At 70.0% G+C, this 25,907-nt stretch carries 24 protein-coding genes; 13 read left to right on the top strand and 11 right to left on the bottom strand.

All coding sequences use genetic code 11. The annotated features are described in order from the left end of the window. Positions 1-799: 799 nt before the first annotated feature. Positions 800-1,528 (bottom strand): LysR family substrate-binding domain-containing protein, encoded by a 729-nt coding sequence (locus tag BM085_RS10905; RefSeq protein ID WP_093886898.1) that lies wholly within the window; start codon positions 1,526-1,528, stop codon positions 800-802. Between the two features lie 112 nt (positions 1,529-1,640). On the opposite strand from BM085_RS10905, the gene BM085_RS10900 reads away from it, so the two are divergent. Further along, on the top strand, positions 1,641-1,979 hold the full coding sequence (locus BM085_RS10900) for a DUF5997 family protein (protein WP_245789247.1): 339 nt from the start codon (positions 1,641-1,643) through the stop codon (positions 1,977-1,979). Positions 1,980-2,267: 288 nt separating this feature from the next. Further along, positions 2,268-2,675: an NUDIX domain-containing protein gene (locus tag BM085_RS10895; protein ID WP_093886896.1), complete on the top strand. Its 408-nt coding sequence runs from the start codon at positions 2,268-2,270 to the stop codon at positions 2,673-2,675. A gap of 333 nt (positions 2,676-3,008) precedes the next feature. Here BM085_RS10895 and BM085_RS10890 read toward each other — a convergent pair whose 3' ends face one another. Then, the gene (locus tag BM085_RS10890; RefSeq protein WP_093886895.1) at positions 3,009-3,434 is read right to left on the bottom strand and encodes a hypothetical protein; all 426 of its coding nucleotides are present in this window, start codon (positions 3,432-3,434) and stop codon (positions 3,009-3,011) included. Positions 3,435-3,530: 96 nt separating this feature from the next. Between BM085_RS10890 and BM085_RS10885 the strand changes: the two genes are divergently transcribed. The 3 genes from BM085_RS10885 to fabG all read left to right on the top strand — a co-directional run bounded on the left by BM085_RS10885 (position 3,531) and on the right by fabG (position 5,364). Next, positions 3,531-3,752, top strand: coding sequence for a hypothetical protein (locus tag BM085_RS10885; RefSeq protein WP_093886894.1), 222 nt, complete (start codon positions 3,531-3,533; stop codon positions 3,750-3,752). A 112-nt stretch (positions 3,753-3,864) separates the two neighbouring features. Next, positions 3,865-4,410, top strand: coding sequence for a DUF1707 SHOCT-like domain-containing protein (locus BM085_RS10880; protein WP_245789246.1), 546 nt, complete (start codon positions 3,865-3,867; stop codon positions 4,408-4,410). Between the two features lie 195 nt (positions 4,411-4,605). Further along, positions 4,606-5,364 (top strand): 3-oxoacyl-ACP reductase FabG, encoded by a 759-nt coding sequence (fabG, locus tag BM085_RS10875; protein ID WP_093886892.1) that lies wholly within the window; start codon positions 4,606-4,608, stop codon positions 5,362-5,364. Positions 5,365-5,551: 187 nt separating this feature from the next. Here fabG and BM085_RS10870 read toward each other — a convergent pair whose 3' ends face one another. Continuing rightward, positions 5,552-6,388 carry an AraC family transcriptional regulator gene (locus BM085_RS10870; RefSeq protein ID WP_093886891.1) on the bottom strand — a complete coding sequence of 279 codons (837 nt, stop codon included), beginning with the start codon at positions 6,386-6,388 and terminating at the stop codon, positions 5,552-5,554. Positions 6,389-6,634: 246 nt separating this feature from the next. Between BM085_RS10870 and BM085_RS10865 the strand changes: the two genes are divergently transcribed. Continuing rightward, entirely contained in the window at positions 6,635-7,780 is a 1,146-nt protein-coding gene (locus BM085_RS10865; RefSeq protein ID WP_093886890.1) for a MalY/PatB family protein, read from the top strand. A gap of 161 nt (positions 7,781-7,941) precedes the next feature. On the opposite strand, the gene BM085_RS10860 is transcribed toward BM085_RS10865, so the two are convergent. Then, complete coding sequence (locus BM085_RS10860; RefSeq protein ID WP_342742874.1) at positions 7,942-9,618, bottom strand: MFS transporter; 1,677 nt, start codon at positions 9,616-9,618, stop codon at positions 7,942-7,944. Positions 9,619-9,766: 148 nt separating this feature from the next. Then, positions 9,767-10,918 (bottom strand): polysaccharide pyruvyl transferase family protein, encoded by a 1,152-nt coding sequence (locus BM085_RS10855; RefSeq protein ID WP_093886888.1) that lies wholly within the window; start codon positions 10,916-10,918, stop codon positions 9,767-9,769. 208 nt (positions 10,919-11,126) lie between these two features. Here BM085_RS10855 and BM085_RS10850 point away from each other — a divergent pair, with 208 nt between their 5' ends. The 3 genes from BM085_RS10850 (at position 11,127) to BM085_RS10840 (ending at position 13,495) form a co-directional block, all read left to right on the top strand. Next, the gene (locus BM085_RS10850; protein WP_245789245.1) at positions 11,127-12,023 is read left to right on the top strand and encodes a Ppx/GppA family phosphatase; all 897 of its coding nucleotides are present in this window, start codon (positions 11,127-11,129) and stop codon (positions 12,021-12,023) included. Between the two features lie 53 nt (positions 12,024-12,076). Then, complete coding sequence (locus tag BM085_RS10845) at positions 12,077-12,889, top strand: DUF1206 domain-containing protein (protein WP_093886886.1); 813 nt, start codon at positions 12,077-12,079, stop codon at positions 12,887-12,889. 165 nt (positions 12,890-13,054) lie between these two features. Next, a complete protein-coding gene (locus BM085_RS10840; RefSeq protein WP_093886885.1) occupies positions 13,055-13,495 on the top strand; it encodes an ATP-binding protein in 441 nt (146 codons plus the stop codon). Here BM085_RS10840 and BM085_RS10835 read toward each other — a convergent pair. Then, the gene (locus tag BM085_RS10835) at positions 13,488-14,465 is read right to left on the bottom strand and encodes a LuxR C-terminal-related transcriptional regulator (RefSeq protein WP_093887124.1); all 978 of its coding nucleotides are present in this window, start codon (positions 14,463-14,465) and stop codon (positions 13,488-13,490) included. The two genes, BM085_RS10840 and BM085_RS10835, sit on opposite strands and share 8 nt — an antisense overlap. Positions 14,466-14,583: 118 nt before the next feature. On the opposite strand from BM085_RS10835, the gene BM085_RS10830 reads away from it, so the two are divergent. The 3 genes from BM085_RS10830 to BM085_RS10820 all read left to right on the top strand — a co-directional run bounded on the left by BM085_RS10830 (position 14,584) and on the right by BM085_RS10820 (position 18,084). Next, positions 14,584-16,197, top strand: a complete 1,614-nt coding sequence (locus BM085_RS10830; protein WP_177245045.1) for a peptide ABC transporter substrate-binding protein — start codon at positions 14,584-14,586, stop codon at positions 16,195-16,197. 80 nt (positions 16,198-16,277) lie between these two features. Next, positions 16,278-17,201 (top strand): ABC transporter permease, encoded by a 924-nt coding sequence (locus BM085_RS10825; protein WP_031161156.1) that lies wholly within the window; start codon positions 16,278-16,280, stop codon positions 17,199-17,201. Further along, positions 17,194-18,084 (top strand): ABC transporter permease, encoded by an 891-nt coding sequence (locus tag BM085_RS10820; RefSeq protein ID WP_093886883.1) that lies wholly within the window; start codon positions 17,194-17,196, stop codon positions 18,082-18,084. Before BM085_RS10825 ends, BM085_RS10820 begins: the two co-directional genes overlap by 8 nt. A 520-nt stretch (positions 18,085-18,604) precedes the next feature. On the opposite strand, the gene BM085_RS10815 is transcribed toward BM085_RS10820, so the two are convergent. The 5 genes from BM085_RS10815 to BM085_RS10795 form a co-directional block, all read right to left on the bottom strand. Beyond that, positions 18,605-19,870, bottom strand: a complete 1,266-nt coding sequence (locus tag BM085_RS10815; RefSeq protein WP_093886882.1) for a M20/M25/M40 family metallo-hydrolase — start codon at positions 19,868-19,870, stop codon at positions 18,605-18,607. Positions 19,871-19,898: 28 nt separating this feature from the next. Continuing rightward, a complete protein-coding gene (locus tag BM085_RS10810) occupies positions 19,899-21,872 on the bottom strand; it encodes a dipeptidyl-peptidase 5 (protein ID WP_093886881.1) in 1,974 nt (657 codons plus the stop codon). Positions 21,873-21,875: 3 nt separating this feature from the next. After that, positions 21,876-22,994 carry a C39 family peptidase gene (locus tag BM085_RS10805; protein WP_245789244.1) on the bottom strand — a complete coding sequence of 373 codons (1,119 nt, stop codon included), beginning with the start codon at positions 22,992-22,994 and terminating at the stop codon, positions 21,876-21,878. A 209-nt stretch (positions 22,995-23,203) separates the two neighbouring features. Beyond that, positions 23,204-23,875, bottom strand: a complete 672-nt coding sequence (locus BM085_RS10800) for a TetR/AcrR family transcriptional regulator (protein ID WP_093886879.1) — start codon at positions 23,873-23,875, stop codon at positions 23,204-23,206. Between the two features lie 371 nt (positions 23,876-24,246). Next, positions 24,247-24,687: a hypothetical protein gene (locus tag BM085_RS10795; protein WP_143120875.1), complete on the bottom strand. Its 441-nt coding sequence runs from the start codon at positions 24,685-24,687 to the stop codon at positions 24,247-24,249. A gap of 632 nt (positions 24,688-25,319) precedes the next feature. On the opposite strand from BM085_RS10795, the gene BM085_RS10790 reads away from it, so the two are divergent. Then, a partial coding sequence (locus tag BM085_RS10790; protein WP_177245044.1) for a membrane dipeptidase occupies positions 25,320-25,907 on the top strand: 588 nt, incomplete at its 3' end.

Genomic DNA, 25,907 nt, shown 5'->3' with positions numbered 1-25,907 from the left:
GGGCAGTCGGCGGGCACCGGCCAGTCGCCGCGGCCGGCCGCTGGTTGACCCCGATACCCCGTTCCCGTCGCCCACGGTCCCCGCTCTTCGTCGCCCGATCCTGCCCAAACCAGCCACGTGCAGGACACTCTCCTCACCGATCGGTGCGTCTATGACGAAAATCGCCAAAGTAGGCGATTGGTGGCCTGATATTAGCCATATGGCGGTTGAGGGATAAAGCCCTCACCTCACCCGGTGCTTCCGCGCGTCGTGGCCGGGCGGCCCTGGCGGAGTTCTTCGACCGGCCCGTGCGCTGAGGGGCAGAGCGGCGCCGGCGGGGCGGGCCCCGGGCCGGAAGCGGGGCCGGGACTGATCGTCGCCATCCAAGGTGTTGCCGTTGCGGCCGTCGTCTGTAGCCGACACCTGCGACAGCCGACTGCCGGCGGGCAGGTGACGGCAGCGTTCTGGCAGCTCAGCGGTGATGCCCCTGATTTCGCCGCAGGTCGTGGGCAGGCCGGATCAGAACCCGGTCCACAGGCCGACTACTGCATGCTCGTCTCTGGACCGGCCCGGCAAGCGGCGTCGAAGGAGACGCGTGCGTCACCGGCTCATGACCTGGAACCCCCGCACCGCCTCAGCTCGACGAGCTGAGGCGGTGCGGCGGCACGCTCGAAGACTGGCGCGTCGAATCCGCATCCTCCGTCGGAGGATCACTGGACCGCCTTGATGTCGTGTCTCTGATCCGCCGCGCACTGTTCGGCCGGCCCGGTAGCCGGTATGAAGTGAGGATCCTGGCTGATCCGCGACGGCCGTCCGCGGGTCACCGAGGCCGGTGGCCCTTCCTTTTACGGCTGGCCGGCACGGCCCTCTTACGGCCAGCGGGCACGGCCCGGCGACCGGAGCCATTCTGTGCGGGTTTTTGTGCCTGCCGCTGTGCCGGTTTCTCCGCAGGGGAGGCGGGGGTACGGCCCCGCGAGCTGTTGACCGTCCGGCCGCGGACGATGCCGATGAAATCTTCCACCAGGTCAGTGGTCGCGTCCGTGGGCCAGGTCAGCGCGACCTGAGACTGCGGTGCGTCCGTCACCGGCCGGTAAGTGAGATCCCTGCGGTGGTGGAGGCGTGCCAGCGACAGCGGAACCAGAAGAATCCCAGTGCCGGCCGCTACCAGCTCGACCGCGTCCGCCGTCGTGGCCGGGCGGGTGAACGCGGGCAGCCCGGGCCGGACCGCCCACTCGATGGTGTCGTCCAGAGGATGGAACACCTCGTCGTCGACGAGGTCGGCGATGGTCACCTCGTCGGCGGCGGCCACCGCGTGGTCCTTGGGCACCATGGCCACCGTGGTCTCCACGTAGAGAGGAATCACGCTGAGCCCGTCCCGGTCGACCGGCAGCCTGACGAATCCGGCGTCGGCGCCGCCGTTCCGCAGGAGCCCCACCACCTCGGCGGCGGGAACCGCGACCAGGGTAACCGGCACGCCGGGCATTCTCTCGGTCCAGACGCTGACCCATTTCGCGGGTGTCACCCCGGGCACGTACGCCAGTCGAAACATCCTGCCGGTCTCTCCATCAGTCACTTCCTCAGGGTACCGATGTCAAGGGAACCTGTTCCGGCTGACTACTCTTGACGTCATGACCTCGCCCAAACCGAAGACCATCCAGACAATGAAGCCCGCGACCGCGGCCAAGAAGCTGGGTGTCCCCCTCTCGGCCACTCCCGCCGAGTTCCAGGCGAGTGTCGTCTCCAGGGACGAGCTGAACGAGTTGCAGTCGACGCCGCCCACCTGGCTCGCTGACCTGCGCCGCAACGGCCCGCACACCAAGCAGGTCATCGCCGCGAAGCTCAGGGTCTCCATCGCCGGCCTGGCCAGAGGTGGGATCACCGGACCGCTCACCACCGCTGAGATCGATGCGCTGAAAGCGGAGAACCCGGCGTGGCTGGAGCGCGAGCGGTCCCTCTACGCCGAGACCCGCAAAGAAGCACTCCGCCCCAAGCAACGCTAGACAGCTGAGATCCCGCACGTCTCCGACCCCGGACACGTCTCCGGGCTGCCGCCACCGTCTCGCTGAGTGACTGTCTGAGTGACAACGGCCCCGGACGTGTGCGGACGGCCGAGCATCCGGGCGGAACGTTCGCCAAGGTGAGATCCTGGATCGCCCGGGATCCGCGCCCCCTGACGTGCCTTGCAAGCGAGCGGTCAGGGGTCTGAAGGCGCGAGCGGCAACAGCGAGCTTCTGCCTTCCGAGGTGTGGAGAGGGGTGGTGGCGAATGCCCCGTGGAATGATCGCGACATGATCGATGCTCGGACCGGTTGGTACTTCATGCACGCTTCGGTCAAGGGCGTGGTGCTGGTGGACGGCCAAGTGTTGCTCTGCCGGAATCCGCGGAAAAAGTGGGAGCTTCCGGGAGGATGGCCCTCGAAGGACGACGCCACTCTGGCGGACGTCGTGCGGCGGGAGGTTCTGGAGGAGAGCGGTCTTGACGTGGTGGCGGGGCCGGTCGTCGGTGCGGAGATCTTCGATATCGAGGGCGCGGGGAAGGTGCTCATCGTGGCCTTGTGCGCCACGGTGAACGGTCCGGTCTCCCTGCGCCTCAGTGACGAGCACAGTGATCTTCGATTCTTTCCGCTTGACCGGCTTCCCGAAGATCTTGAGTCCGGATATGCCCCGCTCATCGATATGGCGAGCCGTACCGCATAGCCCTGGTCGGGTGACGGCGACCGCGGACGGGGCCGGACGACGGCGGATCGCCGTGGACTGTTTGCGCAGGTAGGCGCAGGTATCGGCCATGGTCCCGTCCCCTCCCGTTTTTCCTGGAGGTCAAGGGGGCGCGGGTTCAGATCCTGTCGTCCCGGCAGATCGAAAAGGTCTGTCGGTCTGGTTGGAAGCCCTGACCGACAGACCTTTTTACTTGATTACCCCATTCCCTGCGGTGAGATTCCCTGCGGTGAGATCTGTGCAGGAGGGAGAAGACGTCTCTTTTCGTGAATGCGGCGGCATGGCGCTCGAAGACGATCTCAACACCGGCAGGGATCAGTCGATCCGCCGGCAGATCGCCACCGGCAGCCGAGGGGACCATGTCCTGGTGGCGTCGTCGTAGGCACGGGCGTAGCCGTTCTTCCCCCCGGCGCAGGGAGCGGCGATCGTCGTCTCCACGTAGACGGTCCCGCCGGGAGTGATGGAGTGCGTCCGGGCGGTCTCCCACTTGGAGAACGCCGTCTGGCCGGTGTTGTACTTGACGACCAGGTAGACACGGCGGCCGACGGTGAAGTTGCCGCCGGCGACCTTGAGATGGCCGTTGAAGGTGTAATCGAACAGGAAGCTGGCGGGGGCCGTGCCGGTGACGCCCGCGGCGGAGGTGGTCGACGCGTTCGCGGTGGTGGTGAGGGCCGGGACGCCCAGGACGACGATGCCGGCGGTAGCGGTGACTCCGAGGATGGTGCGGATGGTGCGGTTCATCGGGATCTCCTATGTGATCGTGTGAACCCTGGGGTTCGGGGGTGCTCTGCCGACCGGGGTCTTACGTCACCATTGATAGGCCGGGCCGCCTGCAAGGTGCTTACAACAGCCCTGACGTCCGCATACTGGGCGGACGAGCGGGCCGGCCACGTCGGACTCGGGGTCTGGGTGGCCACGCCGGAGCTGCGGCACCAGGTCGACGCGAAGTACGGCAGGGGTCTGGTGGTCCTCGAAGGCTTTCTCGCCCCTTCGGTACTGCTCCTGGCCGTGTTCGTGCCTCTGGCCACGCGGCTCTACAAGAAGGTCGTCAGCCGCTGACCGCCACCTGGGCCCGTCCAGCAGGACGATCTATGCTGTCGTGCCAGCAGGCCATGCCTCATCATCGTCGACGCAGCCAGCAGACAGGCTCTGGAGAGTTATGCCAAGGGACATGCCGAAACACCTGGTACGAGTCTCCGATGGAGATCGTGACAGGGTCGTTCAGCGAATTCAGCAGGCGTTCACCGAGGGGCGTCTCACCTCCGAGGAACTGGACGAGCGGCTCGAGCGGGCTCTCACCGCCACCTCCGATGGCGATCTGATACAGGCGGTCGCCGGCCTGCCCGACGATCGCATAGAGGATGTAGTCCAGCTGAAGTCCACGAGCGGGCGTATCAGGCGAGCGGGCGAATGGTCGGTCCCGCGCGTGCTGCGGATCGACTCGAAGTACGGAGGCGTGGTGCTCGACCTGTCCCAGACCGTCGTCGACTATCCGGAGATCGAGATCGACCTTCGGCTTCAGTACGGCTCCGCCACGATCGTCCTGCCATCCGGCGCGACCGCGAACGCGGACGGGGCGCGGACCGAATGGGGCAACGTGGTCTGCAAAGTGCCGGGGCGCGCACGTCCGGGAAGGCTGCACGTCCGGGTCACCGGAGAGCTGACCTACGGCCGTCTCCGGATCCGCTACGCAGGTAAATGGCGCAAATCTCGCTGATGAAAGTCGCCGGAGATGCCCCAGTCCAGGCCCTCCACTCGGATCGGCGTCACCGGGGGTGAGAGCGCGGGGAAATGCCGGGGTTCGGCGCGGATGGGCCACGATGTGTGTGGGAGCGGGGCGGGGCGCGCCTGGCTGGAGGTCCGGCGCCGGCCCGTCCCTTCGGCCTCCGTCACACGAAAGCAGGAGCAGAACATGAGTCGCTTCACCGGCAAGGTCGCCGTCGTCACCGGCGCCGCCCAGGGCATCGGCGCCGCGATCGCCGCCCGCCTCGCCGAGGAGGGCGCGGCCGTGGCGGTCGTCGACCTCACCGCCGAGAGGGCGCAGGCCACCGTCGACGCCATCACCGCCAAGGGCGGCCTCGCCCGCGCCTACGGCTGCGACGTCGCCGTGCAGGCGGCGGTCGAGGCCGTGTTCGAGCGGGTGGCGGCCGATCTGAACGGGCTGCACATCCTGGTGAACAACGCGGGCATCACCCGCGACAACCTCTTCTTCAAGATGTCGGCCGAGGACTGGAGCTCCGTCCTCACCGTCAACCTCACCAGCGCCTTCAACTGCAGCCAGGCCGCGCAGAAGGTCATGGTGGCCCAGAGATACGGGAAGATCGTCAGCCTGAGCAGCCGTTCGGCCCTCGGCAACCGGGGGCAGGCCAACTACGCCGCGGCCAAGGCCGGTATCCAAGGGCTCACCGCGACGCTGGCGATCGAGCTGGGGCCGTACAACATCAACGTCAACGCGGTGGCGCCGGGGTACATCGTCACCCCCATGACCGCGGCGACCGCCGAGCGCGTCGGCTCCTCCGCCGAGGAGCACCAGAAGGCGGCCGCCGAGCGGACGCCGCTGCGCCGGGTGGGAACGCCCGAGGAGGTGGCGTCGGTGGTCGCCTTCCTGGCCAGCGAGGACGCCTCCTACGTCAGCGGCCAGACCATCTACATCAACGGCGGCGCCCGCTGAGCGCCGGCGGCGCATGAGGGGCGGCGGACCCTCCTTTACACCGTCGGCGGCACGCCGCTGGAGAACGCGCTCCTGTACGACCGGGCCGGAGACCTGCCGCCTGACCGCTTCTCACACTCGCGGCCTCATCCCACGATCACCGGCTGAGGTGCGCCGCCGCCTGCCCGGCCGAGGTGCGGTTTTCGGGTCAGGTCGAGGTCCGTCGGCTGCCGGGTCCCGGTGAGCCGCCGGCCGGATCAAGGGTTCCGTGCAGGGCGCGTCTCGAGGCGGTCGCGGTGGGCGACAGTGCGCGGTGGGCGCCGGGGGTGTGGCCGAAGGCCCGGCGGAAGACGTCGATGAAGGCGCTGCTGGACGCCCAGCCGCATCGGTGGGCCACGGCTGTGACTGGGGTGTCCTCGGCCAGCAGGCGCAGGGCGTGGTGCAGGCGCAGCTGGGTGCGCCATTGAGGGAAGCTCATGCCGAGTTCGGCTCTGCAGAGCCGGGTCAGGGTGCGGTCGCTCACGCCGGCCACGGCACCGAGCCGCGCCAGGGTCCGGTTGTCGGCCGGGTTGTCGCGGAGGATGGCGCACACCGCGACCAGACGCGGGTCTCGGGCGGCGGGCACGTGGACGGGCTGCTGGGCGGAGTGGCGGAGCCGGTCGAGCAGGACGGCCCGCAGGCGGCGGCGTTCGGCGGTGCGGCCGGCGGGCTGCTCGGTGTAGGCGATGATCAGCTCGCGCAGCAGCGGGCCGACGCCGATGACCGCGGGCTGGTCCAGGCGTAGCGGGTTGTCCTTCACCGGCAGTCCCACCAGGTGGAGGTCGGTGTCGCCGTAGGCGCGATGCTCATGGACGGTTCCGGCCGGGATCCAGATCGCCCGGGTGGCAGGGGCGATCCAGCTGCCCGCGTCGGTGGTGACCGACAGCACGCCGCGGCCGGCGTAGACGATCTGGTTCTCGTCGTGCCAGTGAGCGTCGACTCCGGCACCGGCGGGCAGGGGGCGGAGACCTGTGCTCGCACGCGGATTATGGCGGATTTTCGACATTAATTGTCATTTTATCGGAAGCGGAACGGGCCCAGCGGCACCGATCATCGAGGAGTGAGGGCAGGCCAACCCCTGGGATCACGTGCCGGTCATCGGGGCGGGCCGGACCCCTGCCCGGGCGGCTGCCCGGAAGATCGGCGGGTTCCCGGGCCGGGGATCCCGTCAACGCACAGACGACGCGTCGAACGACGCCGTCTCCGGCCACCGCCGTCATATCCCTGCGAAGACCTTCAGGAGTCCCTCACCATGGGCAACCTCTCCATCCCCTCTCTCGCGGAGCTGAGGGAGCGCCGGAGCGCGAAATGGCGTACCTTCCCGGACGACGTCCTGCCCCTCCCGGTCGCGGAGATGGACTTCCCCCTGGCGGAGCCGGTCGCCAGGGCCCTTCACGAGGCGGTCGACCGGTCGGACACCGGCTACGCGGCACCGACCCGTGACCTCGCGGACGCGGTCGGCGCCTACGCCCGGCGCGCCTGGGACTGGAGGATCGACACCGACGACGTGCGCACCGTCGCCGACGTCGGAATCGGTATCGTCGAAACGCTGCGCCGCGTCGTCGGCGCCGGAGACCGGGTGGTGATCAGCCCGCCGGTGTACGAGCCGTTCTCCTGGTGGGTACGCGAGGTCGGGGCCCATGTCGTCGAGGCGCCGCTGGCCGGAGGACCGCTGGGATGGCGCCTCGACCTGGACGCCCTGGAACGCGCCTTCGCCGGCCATGCCACCGCGTACGTGCTGTGCAGCCCGCACAATCCCGTCGGCCTTGTGCACCGGCGCGAGGACCTGGTCGCGCTCGCCGAGCTGGCCGACAGGTATGGCGTCTACGTGCTGTCCGACGAGATCCACGCCCCGCTCGTCCTGCCGGGGGCCGAGTTCGTCCCCTTCCTGTCGGTATCGGATGAGGCAAGGCGCTGGGGGTTCTCGTTCCTGTCCGCCAGCAAGGGCTGGAACCTGGCCGGGCTCAAGGCGGCCGCCGTCATCACCGCCGACCCGGTGCCGAAACGGCACGTCGACCGACTGCCACCGCACTCGCTCTACCGCACCGGGCACCTCGGCGTGCTCGCCACGGTGGCCGCGTTCAACCACGGTGATCAATGGCTCGCCGATGTCCTGGACGTCCTCGACCACAACCGGAGACTGCTGGACGAGCTGCTGGCGAAACTGCTCCCCGGCGCCCGCTACGGACAACCGCAGGCGGGCTTTCTGGCCTGGATCGACTTCCGCGCCCTCGGTTGGGGCGGCGACCCCGCCGAACACATCCTCGCCGCCGCCAGGGTCGCTCTGAACGCCGGGCACCGCTACGGCGACGCGGGCATCGGATTCGCGAGGCTGAACTTCGGCTGCTCGCCGCAGACGCTCATCGAAGCCGTCACCCGTATCGCCGCCGCCTGCTGAGAGACCTCAAGATCTCGCACGGACGGCGGGCCGCGGCGACTCCGCAAAAGTCATGAAATATCACCTGATTGGTTATGCGGGGTCATTCTGCGTGAGGCGCTCGGGGCCGCGGTGATGACCGGCGGGGAGTTCGACCCCGGTGGGACGGGGCGCGGCCGGCCTCAGCGGGGACGGAGCAGCGACACGATCGACCTGAACTCCGGCTCCTTCGTCTCGGCGCCGGGCATGGGCGCGTAGGCCCAGATCAGATGGCGCACCTCGGGGAACCGGCCCTCCATGACCAGGCTCAGGGCCTGCAGGTCCAGCTCCTGGTCCATGGCCGTGCCCCGTTCGACGTGCTGGCGCAGGTGCTCGTGCGCCGTCTCGGCGGTGAACGTCTCCAGGTAGAGCGTCGGCTCCTCCATGTCCTGGAAGATGCTCCACATCGTCGCCCCGGTGCGCCGCCGGGCCCGGCCGATCTGCCGCATCACCTCCAGGAACGCCTCGGCGTTCTCCGGGCCGACCCGCCATTCGACCACGACCAGCAGCGGCCCCCGGCTGTGCCGCAGATCGCTGGGCGGTTCGGGGTAGTGGCTGACCTGGCTCATGTCGAGGTGCTCGGTCGGCAGCGGCACGCGCGACACGCCGATCGGCGTGCTCAGGATGAGCAGGGCGGCCGGGAGCAGGAAGGCCGCCCGCAGGGTCAGCGCATCGGCGACCGTTCCCCACACCAGCGATCCCACCGCCTGCCCGCCCATGAACACCAGCTGGTAGTAGGCCAGCGACCGTGCGCGGGCCCACTCCGGCAGCAGGAGCTGGGCCGAGGCGCTCAGCGTCGACAGCACGGTGATCCAGGCCAGACCCGCCACCACCAGGGCGGCGAGGACGATCGGCACGCTCTCGACCGTGCCGATGACGGTCATCGCCAGGGCGTAGCAGGTCGTCGAAGCGGCCACGAGCGTGTTCGGTCCCGCCCGTCCGCGGGCGACGGGGAGCACGAACGCGCCGATGACGGCGCCGGAGCCGACGCCGGCCAGCAGCAGGCCGTAGCCCCCGGCGCCCAGCCCGAGGGGACCGCGGGCGAGGGCGGGCAGCAGGGCCCACATCCCGCTGGCGCAGAGGGTGAAAACCACCGAGCAGTACAGGACCGAGGCGAACTGCGGGGCGCTGCGGACGTAGCGCGCGCCCGCGCGGATCGCGTCGCGGATGTGCTCCGCGCCCAGGGGGCGGTGGTCCGGCGGCCGCTTCCAGACGTACAGCACCAGCACGATGCCGAGGAGGGACAGCGCGTTGAGGGCGAACGTCGCCTCCGGCCCCGCGAGGGCGATGAGCACCCCGCCGAGCGCGGGCCCGATGGCCCGTGCCACGTTGCCGTTCGCGCCGTTGAGCAGCGCGGCCTGCGGGATCTCGTCCAGGCTGACGAGCTCCGGCTGGATGGCCTGGAAGGTGGGCACGGCGAAGGCCTGCCCGACGGCCATCGCGCCGGTCAGCACGAGCAGAAGCGCCGGTGTCGTGGCATCGGCGGCGGTGAGCGCCGCGAGGCCCGCGGCGCCGGTGAAAGTGATCACCTGGCTGGTCAGCAGCAGGCGGCGCCGGTCGAGGATGTCGCCCAGCGCGCCGGCGGGGACGACGAGCAGGAAGATCGGTAGCGTGGCGGCGGTCTGCACGAGGGCGATGGCCAGCGCGCCGCCGCCCAGGTCGCCCATGAGCCACTGCGCGCCGACGGTCTGCATCCACGTTCCCGTGTTGGACACGAGCTGGGCGATCCACAGCGCGCGGAACAGGCGGTGGCGCAAAGGCGCCCACATCGCCTTGGACGGTGGAACACCCTCTGGTCGCTCCAGTGGTGGCTGGCTCATCCCTGGTGCTTCCCGCTTCGTTCGGTCCGGGACCCCGTCCGCGCGGTCCCGGACCCGGTGGGCTCCGCTCCGGGCTCCCCGCGTGGCCGGGCTCCGGACGGGTGGGTGCGGCCTGCGCGGCCGGGCTCCGGACGGATGTCCGCGCGGCCTACGCGGCCGGACCCCAGACGGTGGTGCGCGGTGAGATGAGTTCGAGCTGGGACAGGAAGTGCTCCGCCGTCGCGGCGGCGCGGGCGCGCAGGGCCGGGGTGCGGGCGTTGATCCGCTCGGTGTGCGCGGGCCGTTCGTCCCATACCCGGTCGACCTCCGCCAGCAGCGGACCCGCGGCCTCCCTGACGACCCCGCTGAGGGCGGGCGCCCCCAGTTGCTGGGCGAAGTCGAAGACCTTGCCGGCGTAGGGCAGCGGCAGCAGCGGCACGCCCTGCAGCGCGGCGAAGATCAGGAAGTGCAGCCGCATGCCGACCACGAGGTCCAGGTGCCGTACCAGGCCGAGGATCTGCCGGGGCCGGTAGTTGCCGTGCAGCACGCGGCAGCGGTCGGCGGCGCTCATATGGGACAGCACCGCGTGCGAGTGCCGGATGTCGTCACGTTCCATGGGGACGAAGACGACGTAGGCGTCGAGCCGGCGGACCAGGAAGTCCCCGACGTGCGCGAGCAGTTCGTGGTAGCCCTGTGAGTCCAGGTGTTCGGCGGCGCGGCCGGGTTCGCGCACGCTCATGCCGACCAGCAGCTCCCCCTCCGGCACCCCCTCGGCGCGGAGCAGGTCATGGCCGAACTCCTCCTGTTCGAGCAGGAGCGCCGGATCGGCGGTGACCGTGATCGTGCTCATCACCCCGGTCTCCTCCAGCACCAGCCTGGACTCCTCGTCGCGGACGGTGATCGTGGTGGCGGCCGTGAGCGTCTCCCGCACCATCATGCAGTCCAGGCGGTCGGTGAGCGGCCCGGCGCCCAGCGCGTAGGTGAAGACCGGGACGTTCTGCTCCTGGGCGAGCCGGACCAGCCTCAGGTAGCGGCGGGCCTCGGTGTCATAGAGGATGCCGCCTCCGCCGAGGACCAGCATGTCCAGCCGGCCCACGATCTGTGAGGCCGGCTCGCGGCTGACCCCCTCCCATCCGACCACGTCGACGCCTTCGTGGTGGATGCGGGTGTGCTCGGGGGACCGGGAGAACACCACCGTCGTGGCATCCGGGCGTCCTTTCCGGATGCTGCTGAGGATGCTGGTGAGGATGGCCTCGTCCCCTACGTTGCGGCCGCCGTACGAGCCCAGGAGCCCGATGGTCGGCCCGCGAGGTTTGTTCATATTCACCCCTTTTTTCCTTTTTCGGATGTTCTGTACCCATGCGGTGTTTGGCGTATGCCCCCCGGGCCGGTTCTCGCGCTGCGGGCGGCCTCTTGTGCCGACAGGTCACGGCAGACGCGATGCCGGGCGGACGGCGGGCATCGGGTGGCGGGAACGGTAGTAACTTCGACCCATGCGACTGGGTGTTCTCGACATTGGTTCTAATACGGTGCATCTGCTGGTGATGGACGCCCACCGGGGGGCTCGGCCGCTGCCCGCCTACTCCCACAAAGAGGAGTTGAGGCTCTCCGAGCACATGGAGGAGGGGAACCGGCTCTCCGAGCAGGGGGCCACGCGGTTGCGGGAGTTCGTCGAGAAGGCCCTGCGGCTCGCCGAGGACAAGGGGGTCGAGGACCTCATGGCCTTCGCGACCTCCGCGGTCAGGGAGGCGGTCAACGGCGAGGAGGTGCTCGGCCGGATCAAGGCAGGCGCCGGGGCGGACATCGAGGTGCTGTCCGGCCAGGACGAGGCGAGGCTGACGTTCCTGGCCGTGCGGAGGTGGTTCGGGTGGTCGTCGGGACGGCTGCTGGTGCTGGACATCGGCGGCGGGTCGCTGGAGATCGCCTCGGGGATCGACGAGCAGCCGGACGTGGCGGTGTCGCTGCCGCTGGGGGCCGGGCGGCTCACCCGTGACTGGTTCACCGCCGATCCGCCCCCGGCCGACGAGGTGCGCGCCCTGCGCAGGCACGTGCGCGCGGAGATCGCCCGTACGGTGGGCGAGGTGGCACGGTACGGCCGGGCCACCCACGCGGTGGCCACGTCCAAGACGTTCAGGCAGCTGGCGAGGATCGCCGGGGCCGCGCCCTCGCACGAGGGCCCGAACATCCGCCGGGTGCTCAGGCACGCCGATCTGACCGAGTGGACGGAGCGGCTGGTCAAGATGGAGGCGGGGGAGCGGGCGGAGCTGCCCGGAGTGTCGGACGGGCGGGCGCCGCAGCTGCCGGCCGGGGCGATCGTCGCGGACGCCACGATGGACCTGTTCGGGGTGGGGGAGCTGGAGGTGTGCCCGTGGGCGCTACGCGAGGGGGTCATCCTGCGGCGGCTGGACGCCATGCCGGAAAGCTAGGTTTGCCTCCCCTTTACGTTTGCCTGCCCTTTGACAGGTAAGAGCGCGTGGTTATGAAAAGCGCTCAGGTGGAAGGCGCCGCGCGCAGAGCGGCGAACAGTCAGACGCTGGACAGGCTGGCCCGGCTCGGCCTGGCCTGCCGGGGCGTCCTCTACGGGCTCATCGGTTTCCTGGCCCTGCAGATCGCCTTCGGCGGCGGGAGCGGAGGCAAGGAGGCCGACAAGACCGGCGCGGTCGAGATGGTGGCCGAGCAGCCCTTCGGCACGGTGCTGCTCTGGCTGATGGTCGTCGGCTTCGTCGCCCTGACCCTCTGGCAGCTCTCGGAGGCGATCATCGGCCGCGGCGAGGCCAAGAAGCGGATCGAGGCGGCGGCGCACACGGTGGTCTACGGGCTGATCGTCGCGACGCTGCTCAGCCTGCTGCTGCGGGGCGACGCGGGCAGCTCGACCGACAAGAGCTCCAAGGACCTCACCGCCAAGGTGATGGACCTGCCCGGCGGGCAGGTCATCGTGGGCCTGATCGGGCTGGGCCTGATCGCCCTGGGCGCCTACTGGATCCACAAGGGGTGGAAGAAGAAGTTCCTGGAGGACCTGCGCACCGGTGAGATGCCGCCGAAGGCGCGCGAGCTCGCCGAGAAGCTCGGCATGGCCGGTTACCTCTCCCGTGGCGTGATCGCCGCGGTCGCCGGGGTCTTCGTCATCCAGGCCGCGATCACCTACGACCCCGACAAGGCCAAGGGCGTCGACTCGACGCTGCGCGCGCTGGCCGACACCCCCGCCGGCCCGTGGCTCCTCGGGGTCATCGCGATCGGCCTGCTGCTGTTCGCCGCCTACTGTTTCTTCCAGGCGCGCTGGCACCGGCTGTGACGGATGCGACCGCACGTGGCGGCAGGTGCGGGCACGCAGGCGGAGGCCCGTCTGGCAAGCCCCACCTGTCTATCCGGTAAGTGATCTCATTCGTACTTTTCCGAGACATCTACCTTCCTGAGCTCCGCGTCTTCCCATAGGCGCGAACAGCATCGGAGGGGCCGGATGGACTCGTCGGAGTATGAAGGCAGCGAATGGGTTCTCCGCCTGGCGGGCTCCCCCGACCAGGTGGTGCGGGCCCGCCGGCTGATCTCGATGACCCTGGGCCGCGACCATCCCCTCCACGACGACTGCGTACTGCTGACCAGCGAGATCGCCACCAACGCGGTGGTCCACTCCCGGTCGGGGGACGGCGGGGTGTTCACCGTCACGGTCGCCTACTCCTCGGAGGCCGTGCGGGTCTGCGTCCAGGACGCGGGATCGTCGAGCGCCCCCTGCGTGTGTCACGCCCCGGCGGACGCCACAGGGGGCCGCGGCCTGCCCCTGCTGGAGGCTCTGGCGCACCGCTGGGGCCTGGTCCGGGAGGCGGGTGCCAACAAGGTCTGGTTCGAGCTCGTGCTGGAACTGGCCGGGGCGCCGAAGAGCAGGCTGGCCGGCGTCAGGTGAGAAGTCGGCACAGGCCCTCGGCGAGGGCCTTGGTGGTGAGCCGGGTCCGGCTCTCGCAGCCGAGCTTGGCGAAGATGTGCTCCAGGTGGGTGGTGACCGTGCGGACGCTCAGCACCAGGGCCGCGGCGATCTGCGGGTTGGAGTCGCCGAGGGCGACCCGGGTGATCACCTCGACCTCCCGGCCGGTCAGCTCGTACGGCAGGGCACACGGGCGCTCGGCGATCACCGCGCCCTGGATGGCGCCGTGCGGCCCGACACCGGCGCGCAGCAGCCGGACCTCCCGCCACTGCCCCGTCCCGTCGAGCCAGAGCCCGCGCCGGTTGAGCTCGCGGGAGTCGATGAACTCCCGTGCCAGCTCGGCCATCGCCGGCTCGGCCGCGACGGCCGCCGAGGCCGGGGTGTCGGTGACGTCCCTGCGGGTGCCGCCCCGGTCGAAGGCCGCCGCGTGGAAGCCCGGCGGCAGCCCGACGGGATCGATCACGCAGCGGCTCAGGTCGGTGACGTGCGCCAGGGTGGGGGAGACGGCGCTGATCAGCGTGCTGGTCTCGGCGGAGAAGGCTCCGGGGTCGCGGGCGTTCAGATGGAGCAGGCCGGTGTAGCGGCCCTCGGACAGGAACAGGGGAGTGGTCAGCCCGGCACGCCAGCCGTACGGCTCCAGATGGCGCCGGAAGTAGCGCTCGGTGCCCGGGGCGCCCATGACCAGCGGAATCCGGGAATCCATGGCCTGGCGGTAGGAGTCGAGCCGGACGTACTCCTCGGCGGCGTCGCCGTCCACCCGCGCGTAGCCGTCGGAGACCAGGCTGCGGTGCCGCCCCGTCGCCGGGTCGTAGGCGACGAACTCGTAGGCCTCCAGTGCGATGACCTCGCGCAGGGCGCGCATCGCGCCGGATGCGCCACTGCGCCCGGCGACCTGGAAACCCACCTCGGTGAACGCATGGAGGTGGCGCGGGCTCAGGGTGATCTGGTCCATGGGTCTCCTCCGTGCACAGAGTGCCCCAAGTTACCGTGGGGAAGGAATACGTAAATTATCCGATGTCTCGCCTTGTAAGCGTCTTTACCCTCTCCCGGAATACCCCCTGGGAGGAACAGTGACGGTCTGGACGAGGACACGAGGCTCTGCCGTCCTCCTGGCGACGATGCTCGCCGTGAACGCGTGCGGTGGATCCCCGGCGCCGAGTGCCGGCGGGCAGCAGGGCGCGAAGGAGTTCTCCGTAGGGCTGACGGAGCCGGACCACCTGACTCCCGGCAACACCTCCAGCAGCTATTCGATCACCGTGCTGCAGGCGCTGTTCGACCTGCCGGTGTTCATCGACTCCAAGGGGCAGCCGCAGATGCGGGCCGCCGAGTCGGTGACCAGCGATGATCAGAAGGTCTGGACGATCAAGCTCAAGGCCGGGCAGAAGTTCCACAACGGTGAGCCGGTGACCGCCGAGAGCTTCGCCGACGCGTGGAACGCCGCGGCCTACGGTCCCAACGCGTGGACCAACAACTACTACTTCGAGAACGTCGAGGGCTACGACAAGCTGAACCCCGAGGCCCCCGAGGGCTCGGAGGAGGCGCCCAAGCCCACCACCGACAAACTGAGCGGGCTGAAGGTCGTGGACGCCACCACCCTTGAGGTGACGCTGACCGCGCCGTTCAGCCAGTTCCCGATCACGCTGGCCTACACCGGGTTCGCCCCGATGCCGAAGGCCGCCTTCGCCGACCTCAAGGCCTACGACGTCAAGCCGATCGGCAACGGCCCCTTCGCCCTGGACGGCGAGTGGGCGCGCAACCGGCAGATCAAGGTGAAGAAGTTCGACGGCTACGCCGGGCCCCGGCCCGCCAAGTCCGCCTCGGTCAACTTCAAGATCTACGAGAGCCGCGACACCGCCTACGTGGACCTGCGAGCCGGCAAGGTGGACCTGATCCAGACGATCCCCCCGGCGAGCACCTCGGAGGCCAAGCGGCTGCTCGGCGACCGGTTCGTGACCACGCCGAGCGGGACCATGGACTACCTCGGCCTCCCGGTCTACGACAAGCGCTTCCAGAGCGCCGACCTGCGCAAGGCCATCTCGATGGCCATCGACCGGCAGGCGATCGTGGACGCCGTCTTCAACGGCGCCTTCAAGCCGATGGGCTCGCTGGTGGCGCCGCTGGTGCCGGGCTACCGGGAGAACGCCTGCGGTGAGGCGTGCGTCTTCGACAAGGCGAAGGCCAAGGCGCTGTTCGACAAGGCCGGCGGGTTCAGCGGCACGATGAACCTCTACTTCTCCAACGCCGACCCCAGCTACGAGCAGTGGATGACCGCGGTGGCCAACCAGCTCAAGGACAACCTCGGGATCGCCGACATCCAGTTCCGCAAGATCCCGGCGGCCGACTACCTGTCCACGCTCCGCGCGCACAAGCAGGACGGGCCGTACCGCAACAACTGGGTGATGGACTACCCGAGCCCGCAGAACTACCTGCAGCCGATGTGGGGCGCGGGCAACCGGATGGGCTGGGAGAGCAAGGAGTTCGACGACCTGCTCAGCCAGGCCAACTCGGCCGCCAGCATGGAGGCCAGCATCCCGCTCTACCAGAAGGCCGAGGACCTCGCGCTCAGCGAGATGCCGATGATCCCGCTGTGGAACTGGCAGGACCAGTCCGGATACTCCGACAAGATCAGCGGAGTCCAGCTCGACGCCTACAGCACGAACCTCGACACGATCACGGTGAAGTAGTTGATCCACGAGGCACCCACGACCCCGGAGCCCGCGGCTCCGGGGTCTCCCCGTAAGACGTCTCCCCGTAGGGCGGGGACGTGAGGTACGCGCTCCACCGGCTGCTCCAGGCGGTCCCGGTCTTCTTCGTCACGACCTTCCTGATCTACGCGATGGTCTTCGCCCTGCCGGGTGACCCGATCGTGGCCCTGGCCGGGGACAAGCCCCTGCCGGACGAGGTCCTGCACACGCTCCGGGAGCGTTACCACCTCAACGACCCGCTGATCGTCCAGTACGGCCTCTACATGCTCAACGCCTTCCAGGGCGACCTGGGGGAGACCTTCACCGGGCAGCCGGTCAGCGAGCTGCTCCAGGGGCGCTGGGCGGTCACCGCCCAGCTCGCCGTCACCGCCTGGATCTTCGAGCTCGTGGTCGGCATCGGCCTCGGCGTGATCGCGGGGCTGCGCCGGGGCGGGATCGCCGACACGGCGGTGCTGGCCGGGACCACCTTCGTCATCGCGGTCCCGGTCTTCGTCGTCGGCTACACCGCGCAGATCACGCTGGGCCTGAACCTCTCGCTGTTCCCGACCGCGGGCGTGGACGAGGGATGGCCGGTCAGCTACCTGCTGCCCGGCATGGTGCTGGGCTCCTTCGGCCTCGCCTACGTGGCGCGGCTGACCCGCACCAGCCTGATCGAGAACATGCGGGCCGACTACATCCGCACGGCGCGCGCCAAGGGGCTGCGCCGCAGGCGGGTGATCGGCAGGCACGCGCTGCGCAACTCGCTGATCCCGGTGATCACCTTCCTCGGCGTGGACTTCGGCAACCTGATGGCCGGCGCGGTCGTCACCGAGGGCATCTTCAACCTGCCGGGCATCGGCCAGCAGGTCTTCCAGTCCATCCAGCTCCAGGAGGGGCCCGTCGTCGTGGGCATCGTCACCATGCTCGTGATGATCTTCATCCTGGTCAACCTGCTCGTCGACCTCCTGTACGGCGTGCTCGATCCGAGGATCCGCCGTGGTTGAGACCCAGGTCATGGATGCCGAGACGGTCCGGAGCCGGCCCGGGTCCCTGTGGTACGACGCCTGGCTGGAGCTGCGCCACCGGGTGATCTTCTGGTTCTCGGCCGCGATCCTCGTGGTCGCCACCGCGATGGCCCTGCTGCCCGGCCTGTTCGCCTCGTTCGGCCCGAACGAGGGCTGCAACCTGCGGATGTCGAAGAAGGGCCCGATCGGCGACGCGGTCTTCGGCTACGACACCCAGGGCTGCGAATACTGGTCGCAGATCGTGCACGGCACCCGCGCCTCCGTGCTGATCGGCATCGCGGTGACGGCCTTCGCCCTGCTCATCTCGGTCGTGCTGGGCATGCTCGCCGGCTACTACGGCGGCTGGATGGACGCGTTCATCTCCCGCCTCACCGACGTGTTCTTCGGCATCCCGTTCGTCCTGGGCGCGACCGTGATCCTCATCGCCTTCCCCGACCACGGCGTCTGGGCGATGACCCTGGTGCTGGTCGTGCTGGGCTGGACCACGATGACCCGTCTCATGCGCGCCCAGGTGATCGCGGTCCGCGACATGGACTTCGTGGCCGCCGCCCGGATGCTCGGCGCGAGTGACCGGCGGATCATGTTCAAGCACATCCTGCCCAACGCGATCGCGCCGGTCTTCGTGGTGGCCATGCTCAACGTGGGCAACGTCATCGCCGGCGAGGCCACCCTCGACTACCTGGGCGTCGGCCTGCAGTATCCCGAGGTCTCCTGGGGCCTGCAGCTCAACGTCGCCCAGGCCTACTTCGCCGAATACCCCCACCTGCTCGTCTTCCCGGCGCTGTTCCTCACCGCGACGGTGCTCAGCTTCCTGCTCCTGGGCGACGTCGTCCGCGACGCCCTGGACCCCAAGCTGCGCTAGGCATCGGTGACCGGCGTCCGTTTGTGAGAGCGATTCCCGGTATCGGCCGAGTGCAGCGACCGGTCCGCGTCATCTTCCGCACCGGTGTCTTTGGGAGGAATTTTGGAGTCGCGCGGATCCGTGTCCCGAAACGGACCCGGCGGGCCGTCCGCGGGCCCGAAGGGCCAGGGGGCGGGGCGGGCGATCCTGTCCGTCGACGACGGATGGCGGAACGTTGTTTATCGCCGCTGAGCCGGGTAGAGCGGACAGTCCGACCATCGCCGAACAGAGGGAGGCCGGCACATGACGAGCCGGAACGTGTGGACCCGCCCCGCCGGTGCGCCCGCGGGAACCGTTGGGCCGGACCTGCGGGGAGCGGACGGCTGGGAGTAGACCCGGACGGCGTCCGGGCCCGCTCCCCGCGCTGACCGATCCGCGGGCCGCCTCTGGGAGGCGGCCCTGCCCCTGTCAAGGCGGCCCGTGGCTCCGTGTCACAGGAGGCCCGTGTCCTGTCACGTCACCACGGGAGGCCCTGGCTCTGTCAGGAGGTGAGGAGCCGGTCCAGGACGCGCACGCCGAACTCCAGCCCCTCGACGGGGACCCGCTCGTCCACGCCGTGGAACATGCCGTAGTAGTCCAGCTCCGGGCTGAGCATCAGGGGCGCGAAGCCGTAGCCCTTGATGCCGATGTCGGCGAAGGACTTCGCGTCCGTGCCGCCCGACATCACGTACGGCACCGGCCGCGCGGCCGGGTCCTCGGCGACGAGCGCGTCGCAGAGCCGGCCGAAGAACGGCGAGTCCAGCGGCGCCGAGGGGGCGTCCTCGATGTTGACGAACTCGCGGGTGACCTTGGGGCCGAGCAGGCGGTCGATCGTCTCAAGGAACTCCTCCCGGTAACCGGGCAGGAAGCGGCCGTCCACGTGCGCGGTGGCGGTGCCGGGGACCACGTTGACCTTGTAGCCGGCCTCCAGCATCGTCGGGTTGGCCGAGTTGCGGATCTGCGCCTTGAACAAGGCGCCCGCCTGGCCGAGCCGCTCGGCCTCCTCCTCCAGGCGGTCGTAGTCGATCTTCTCGCCGAGGATGTCCGCCAGGCCGGCGATCAGCGCCGCCACCCCGGGCGTCAGCCGTACCGGCCACTGGTAGGAGGCGATCCTCGACAGGGCGTGGCAGAGCTCGGCCACCGCGTTGTCCTTCGGCGGCCGGGAGCCGTGGCCCGCGACGCCGTGGGCGGTGAGCTTCATCCAGGCGGTGCCGCGCTCGCCCACCGCGACCGGGTAGATGCGCGCGTCCGGGGCCTGGACGCTGTAGCCGCCGGACTCGCTGATCGCCTCGGTGCAGCCGTCGAACAGCTCCCGGCGCCGCGTCGCCGCGTACCGTGAGCCGTACTCGCCGGTGGCCTCCTCGTCGGCGAGGAAGGCCAGCACGATGTCGCGCTTGGGCCGCACGCCGCGCCGGGCCCAGTCGCGGACCAGGGCGAGCGTCATCGACAGCGTGCCCTTCATGTCCACCGCGCCCCGGCCCCAGACGCAGCCGTCGACGACCTCGCCGGAGAACGGGTGCACCTGCCAGTCGGCGGGCTCGGCCGGGACCACGTCCAGGTGGCCGTGGATCAGCAGTGCCTCGGGCGAGTCGCCCGGGATCCTGGCGACCACGCTGGTGCGGTTCCTGGCCGATTCGAAGACCGTCGGCTCGATTCCCACGTCGGACAGCAGCCCGGCGACGTGTTCGGCCGCCGGGCGTTCGCCGGAGCCGGGGTTGGTGGTGTCGAACCTGATCAGGTCCGAGCAGATCTGCGCGACCTCGTTCATCGAAAAAGCTCCCCCGAAAACAAGTGGATCATTGGTGCATACCCCGCAGGGGCAGGGGCGGCACCTCGGGCGTCGGAAAACCGAAGATCAGGCCGTAGAAGGCCAGTTCGGCCTCCAGCGCGGCGACGATGGTCTCCTCCCGGCGCCAGCCGTGCTGCTCGCCGGGGAAGGGCAGGTAGGCCCACGGCGTGCCCTCGCGCTCCAGCGCGGCGACGAACCGCTCCGCCTGGACCGGGTCGACGATCGCGTCCTCCAGGCCGTGCATGAGCAGCGCGGGACCTGACGCGTTCGCGGCGTGCAGGGTGGGGGAACGGTCCAGGTAGCGCTGCCGGGTCTCGGGGAGCGGGCCGATCAGCCCGTCGAGGTAGCGCGACTCGAAGTCGTGGGTCTCGGCCGCCCAGCCCTCCGGGTCGGTGATCGCGTAGTGGGCCACCGCGCCGCGGAACACCTTGCTGTGCACCAGCGCGGCCACCGACGTCCAGCCGCCCGCGCTGCCGCCCCGGATCGCGACCTTCGACGGGTGCGCCCGCCCGGCGGCGATCAGGCCGTGCGCCACCGTCTCGCAGTCGCGCACGTCCACCACGCCCCACTGGTGGCGCAGCCGCTCCCGGTAGGCGCGGCCGTACCCGGTGGAACCGCCGTAGTTCACGTCGGCCACGCCGATGCCCCGGCTGGTGAAGTAGGCGATCTCCACGTCCAGGACCATCGTGCCGGCGCTGGTCGGGCCGCCGTGCACGAAGATCACATAGGGTGCGGGGCCGGTGACGCCGCGCGGCGGGTACAGGTGCGCGTGCACGCCGTCGAAGGTCACCGCCTCGGGGTCGGGCAGCGCGTCGCGGTCGGGCAGTTCCTTCTCCGGGGACAGTACGGCGTGCGCGCCGGTGCGCAGGTCCACCGTGACGACCTCGAACGGCGTGTACGGCGAGGCCGCCACACCCGCCACCAGGTCCCCGCCGGTGGAGACCGTCGGGTTCCAGTAGGTGGGCGGGACGTCGAGATCGGTCAGCTCGCCGGTGGCCGGGTCCAGCACGCCGAGGCGGCGGCGGTCCGGGGTGCCGTGCACGAGGACGATCCTGTCGCCGGCGAGCGCGAACCAGGTGTTGCCGAGCCGCCAGACTGCGTCGCCGCAGTCCTCCTGGAGCGGCGCCAGGTTGCGGGCGGGAGAGCCGTCGAGGGAGACCAGATGCAGGTTCCACCAGCCGTCCGGGTCGGTGAGGGCGTAGAGCGCGCCGTCGTCGCGCCACTCGGCCTGGATCACCGACTCCTCCGGGCCGCCGGCCACGACCCGGTACGGCCCGGCCGAGCCGAGCGCGTCCAGGGGCGCCACGCACAGCTCGGTGCCGTCCCAGGGCATGGCGGGGTGGTCCCAGCCGATCCAGGCGATGTGCGTGCCGTCGGGGGAGACGCGGGGGTTGGTCAGGAAGTGCTGCGCGCGGACGATGAGCCGCACCGGCCCGCCGTCCAGCGGCACCGCCACCAGCTCCCGGCACGGGAGGGGCCGGGGAGCGGACTCGGCGCCGGTCCCGGGTGCGGCGGTCTCCGGGGCGGCGGGATGGGTCTCGCGGACGGCCCAGATCTCCCGCCGCCCCGGCGGCAGGTACAGATCGCCGTAGCGGGCCCCGTCGTCGGGGGTGAGGGGGATCGGCTGCCCGCCGTCGCCGGCGGGGGACGGTCCGCCGGCCGCCTCGCCGGGGCCGGGGGACGGCTGTCCGCCGTACAGGTAGACGCGCTGGTCGGCCCAGTTGGTGAACACGACCCCGCCGTCGGGCAGGGGCCGCCAGGAGCGCCCGCCGTACTCGATGAGGCGGTTTCGGGAGTTCCAGCCCTGCGGGATCGCGTCACGGGGCACGCCGTCCGGCCCGCGCCGGACCACGCACCTGCGCCCGCCCTCATGCGGACGAGGCTCGTCCCACCACACCTCCTCCCCGAGGATCTCCACCCAGAGCGGACGGTCGTCCACCCTGGCCACGTCGACGGGGCGGATGGGAGAGTCGTTCAGCATTGATCACCAGTTGCCGTCGGAAGCGGGCAGGGGAAGGCCGGGCGGGTGGACGACGTGCACGATCCCCCCGCTGCCGGAACTGCGGAGCCAGACGTTCTCGAACGCGGCCCTCGGATAGATCCGTCGCACCGTGTCGTCGCCCGGCGCGGCGGGGTCGTTGGCGATGACGTCACCGCTCGGGGTGAAGCCGACGACGACCATGATGTGGCCGCCGGTGGAGTACCCCGAGCCGGGCAGCTCGTGGTCCCGGAACGACTGCGAGGTGATCACCGGGATGCCGGCGTGGACCAGGCGCTCCAGCTCGGTGAGCGAGCGCAGCCGGGTGACGAACCCCTCCAGGCCGTACCGGCCGGCGTAGGCGACGCCGAACGGCCAGTTCCCGGTGCCCTGGTAGCTGTGGTCGTACATGTCGCGGGCGGCGTGGTCCACGGCCGGGCAGGGGTCGTCCGCCGAGACCCAGGACAGGTCGTCCCGGCGGGGGCCGCGCTCCCAGTAGGCGAGCACCATGCTCATCGAGGCGGGGCTGCACCAGTTCGCCCCGCCGCCGTCCCATTGGGGGAAGTGCCCCGCGTGGACCTTCTGCGACCGGCGCGGCACGTCCAGCTCGACGCCTCCGGCCTCCCCGGGCGGGCTCACCGGCACCGTCGCCCGCGCGGGCACCGCCGAGGCCATCACCCCGGCCCCGTGGACCCGCGCGCCCGAGCCGTACAGCGTGAACCTCAGCCGGTAGCCGACGACCGGCCTGGTGGCCACGTAGGTGTCCACCGCGACGTCGCCGTCCTCGTCGCCCTGGCCGGGCAGGGAGGTCCGGTGGATGTCGCCGTCACCCTCGGCCCAGCGGCCCATCACGTACCACTTGGTGAGGTCGCCGGCGACGGTTCGGGCCTGCAGCCCGACCTCCAGCCAGGTCCCCGGCGGGGTGCTCGCCGTCCATGACGGCACCAGCTCGGTCGCGGGGAAGCCGATGGCTCTCTCCTCGCCGGTCCAGCGGGTGTACTCCCAGGTCCTGGCGGCGTCGCCGAACGGGTCGCGGTAGTCGGCCAGCCCGCTCTCGTGCGGGGCCACACCCGACCACCGGTGGAGGACGACGCGGCTCAGATCGGCAGGCAGCAGGGTGACCACCTGGATGATTGTGGTTTCACCCCGGGGGCGGCGCATCGGAAGGTTTACGTATCCGAAACAGGTGACCCGCCGGGGCCGTGGGACAAGCGGAGCCGCGCAGCCGCCCTTCACCCCGTACGGCGCGCTCGCGTACCTCCTCCGCGGACCTTCACCCCGTGCGTATCTCCTCCGCGGACCTTCACCCCGTACGGCGCGCTCCGGGCGGGGGCTCAGGGGGCGCGGCCCGGCGATCCGGCCGCGGGGCGTGCGGACCGGCGGTCTCCGGGCGGGCGGAGCCCGTCGAACACGAGGGCGAGGGTGCGGTGCTGGAGATCACGGTCCCAGCGGGCGTGCAGCGCGCCCTGGCAGAAGCCCGTGAGCAGGGCGAGCACCTCGTCGGCGCGGGCGTCCTCGCGGACGGCGCCGGCCTGCTGGGAACGGGCGAGAAGTCCTTCGAGCCCGTCGCGCAGGAGCCGCAGCGAGTCGGCGACCTGGACGACGACACTTGTGTCGGCCAGGAGGCCGACGACGGTCTTCTTCTGGGCCGCCTGCTCGACCGTGCGGGTCATGAAGCCGAACAGGGACGTGGCGGGGTCGCCGTCGGCGGTGAGCGCCTCCACCTCCCGCGTGAGGTCGGACAGGAGGTCTTTCATCAGGACCTGCTGCAGGGCCTGCTTGGTCGGGAAGTGCTTGAAGACCGTGCCGATCGCCAGATCCGCCCTGGCCGCGACCTCGTCGGTCGACGCCGACGGCCCCTTCTCGGCGAAGACCGCCTCGGCCGCGGCCAGGATGCGCGCGCGGTTGCGCTGGGCGTCGGCGCGCGGCCTTCTGGCGCCCGAGGGGTTCGATCTCGCGGTGCCGGGGACGCCCGGCCCGCCGGGAGACGGATTCGGAAGGGTCATCGGATCGGCGTTCCTTCGGGCGTTGGCGGAGTGAGTCCTGGCTCACCGTCGCGGGAAGGTGGGACCGCGCGGGCCGGAGGGGCCTTCACGGTCCCGCCGGTGGAGCCGCAGGAAAGCCCCGTGACGCTGGTCGGGCCACGCGCGCCGTCGGCTCCGTGGACGGCAGTGGAGGATCGCAGCCCTGCTACACCGAGAATTCCAGACCTCACGACGGACCGTCTTCTTCCAAAAGGGGTTTCCCCGGGGAGGATTTCCCGGGGCGGCCGGCGGCCGTGGCCGGACGCCTTCCGGCCGCCGTGACAGCGGGTGCCCCCGATCCCGGATCCGACGACCTGCTGCTTCGCGCGTCCTGCCCCGCACGAGGAGTCGAATTACCCCGCCTCGATCTCCTCTTTCAGTTCCACCGCGGCGCTGTCGATCTGGAAGAATTGATCCTGATCCAGGTCGCCTCGGATGACGACCGAGGCGACGACCTCTTTGGTGAAATTGTCGAAGATGCCTTTGCTGACTTCGCCTATCGCGTTCATTTCGATTTTCATCGAGGTGGACTCGCCGGGCTTCAGGACTGTGGCGGGCATGGGGTGCCAGCCGTCTCCGGTGGTGGGGGTCGCGTTCTCCGTGCCCCGGACTTTGATCCTCGGCCGATTGAAGACGATGACGGGTAGCCCGTCGCCGGCGGGCGCGGTGTTCGACCCGGTCACCTCGAGCGCGAACTTCTCGCCCACGTTGATCTCGGCGCCCACCTTTTCTACGACTTTTGAAGTAATTTTCAAATATCCGCTGAGGTCTTTCCACAGGGCAATGTTCGCCATTTCAGCACACCCCTCTCCCGGTAAGTTTAATTCGGCCCCAAGAATGGGGCCAATCCTCTCGTCCCCCCTCGCTGATGCCTTTAATCTGCGGCCGCCGGTATTTGGCAGTTCATTGACATCGCCTTGAAGGGGAAGAAGGACGCGACGGCGGATCCGGTCGTCGTCATGATGGAGCCGCCATGTGGCGGGGTGTGGGCGGAGGGTGACCGGGTCCGCCTGAGGCCGTCCGGAGTGCCTCGGACGGCAGGATCGCTCTCCCGGATCTACGGGCCGGCGCCGTCCACGGCATTCGAGCGGCTCAACCCCAAGGCGCCGGCTGCGGTCTGAGTGCCTACCAGGTCGCCGCCCGTCCCAGTAAGGCCGTGGTCTTCGAGTTGCTCGCCCGTCCGTAGGGCGGAGTGGCGTTTCTCTCAGGTGTGATTCCGCTCACACTCACAGGCCTCCGCCGGGCCGGCGACCCACGCGAAAACTCCGTTCACGCCCCACATGCCGCCATCGGGCGCGCTCCGGGCCGAGCCGTGCGCCTGGCCGCCGTGACCCGAATGTCACATCGAGCTTCTTGAAGCTCAGACGCACCTTATGCAAGGTTGCACCTCAGACGTTTAAGGTCCAACCTTTCGGAGGTGCTCCCCATGCAGCCCCCCAACCCCCGCTACCAGGGATACCGGTCGTTCGACTATCTGGAGCCGCACGCCGACTTCAAGGTCTTCGACCTCGCCCCCGAAATCGACCGTGTTCCGGCGTACGACCTGGGCCTGTCGTCTGAGCAGTCCGCGCGGGTCAGCCGCCTTCTGACCGAGCACATGGCCATCTCGCTGCACGAGCACCCCAAGGTCCTGACCGCGGATGTCACGCTGCTGCGCGACTACAACCGGACCGGACGCAACGTGCTCGGGTACGAGGGCCTGGCGCGTTCGGGCATGACCGCGCTCTTCGACAACTTCATGAACGGCACCAACTGCGTCACCAGCGAGCACGGCTGGAAGTGGGACGACGTCATCTACGACCTCGGCCTGCGCTTCGCCGACATCGCCAAGCAGGACTTCGTCGTCCTGGCCCGCACGGTCGAGGAGATCGAGAAGGCCAAGGCGGGCGGGCAGCTCGCGCTGGTGGCCGGGCTGGAAGCGGCGACGATGATCGAGAATGAGCTCGATCGTCTGGACATCCTGTATGGCTTCGGGGTCCGGCAGATCGGTGTCGCGTATTCGCAGGCCAATCAG

The sequence above is a fragment of the Streptosporangium canum genome, assembly GCF_900113865.1.
Taxonomy (GTDB): Bacteria; Actinomycetota; Actinomycetes; order Streptosporangiales; family Streptosporangiaceae; genus Streptosporangium; species Streptosporangium canum.
This window is presented reverse-complemented; position numbering and strand designations above follow the sequence as displayed.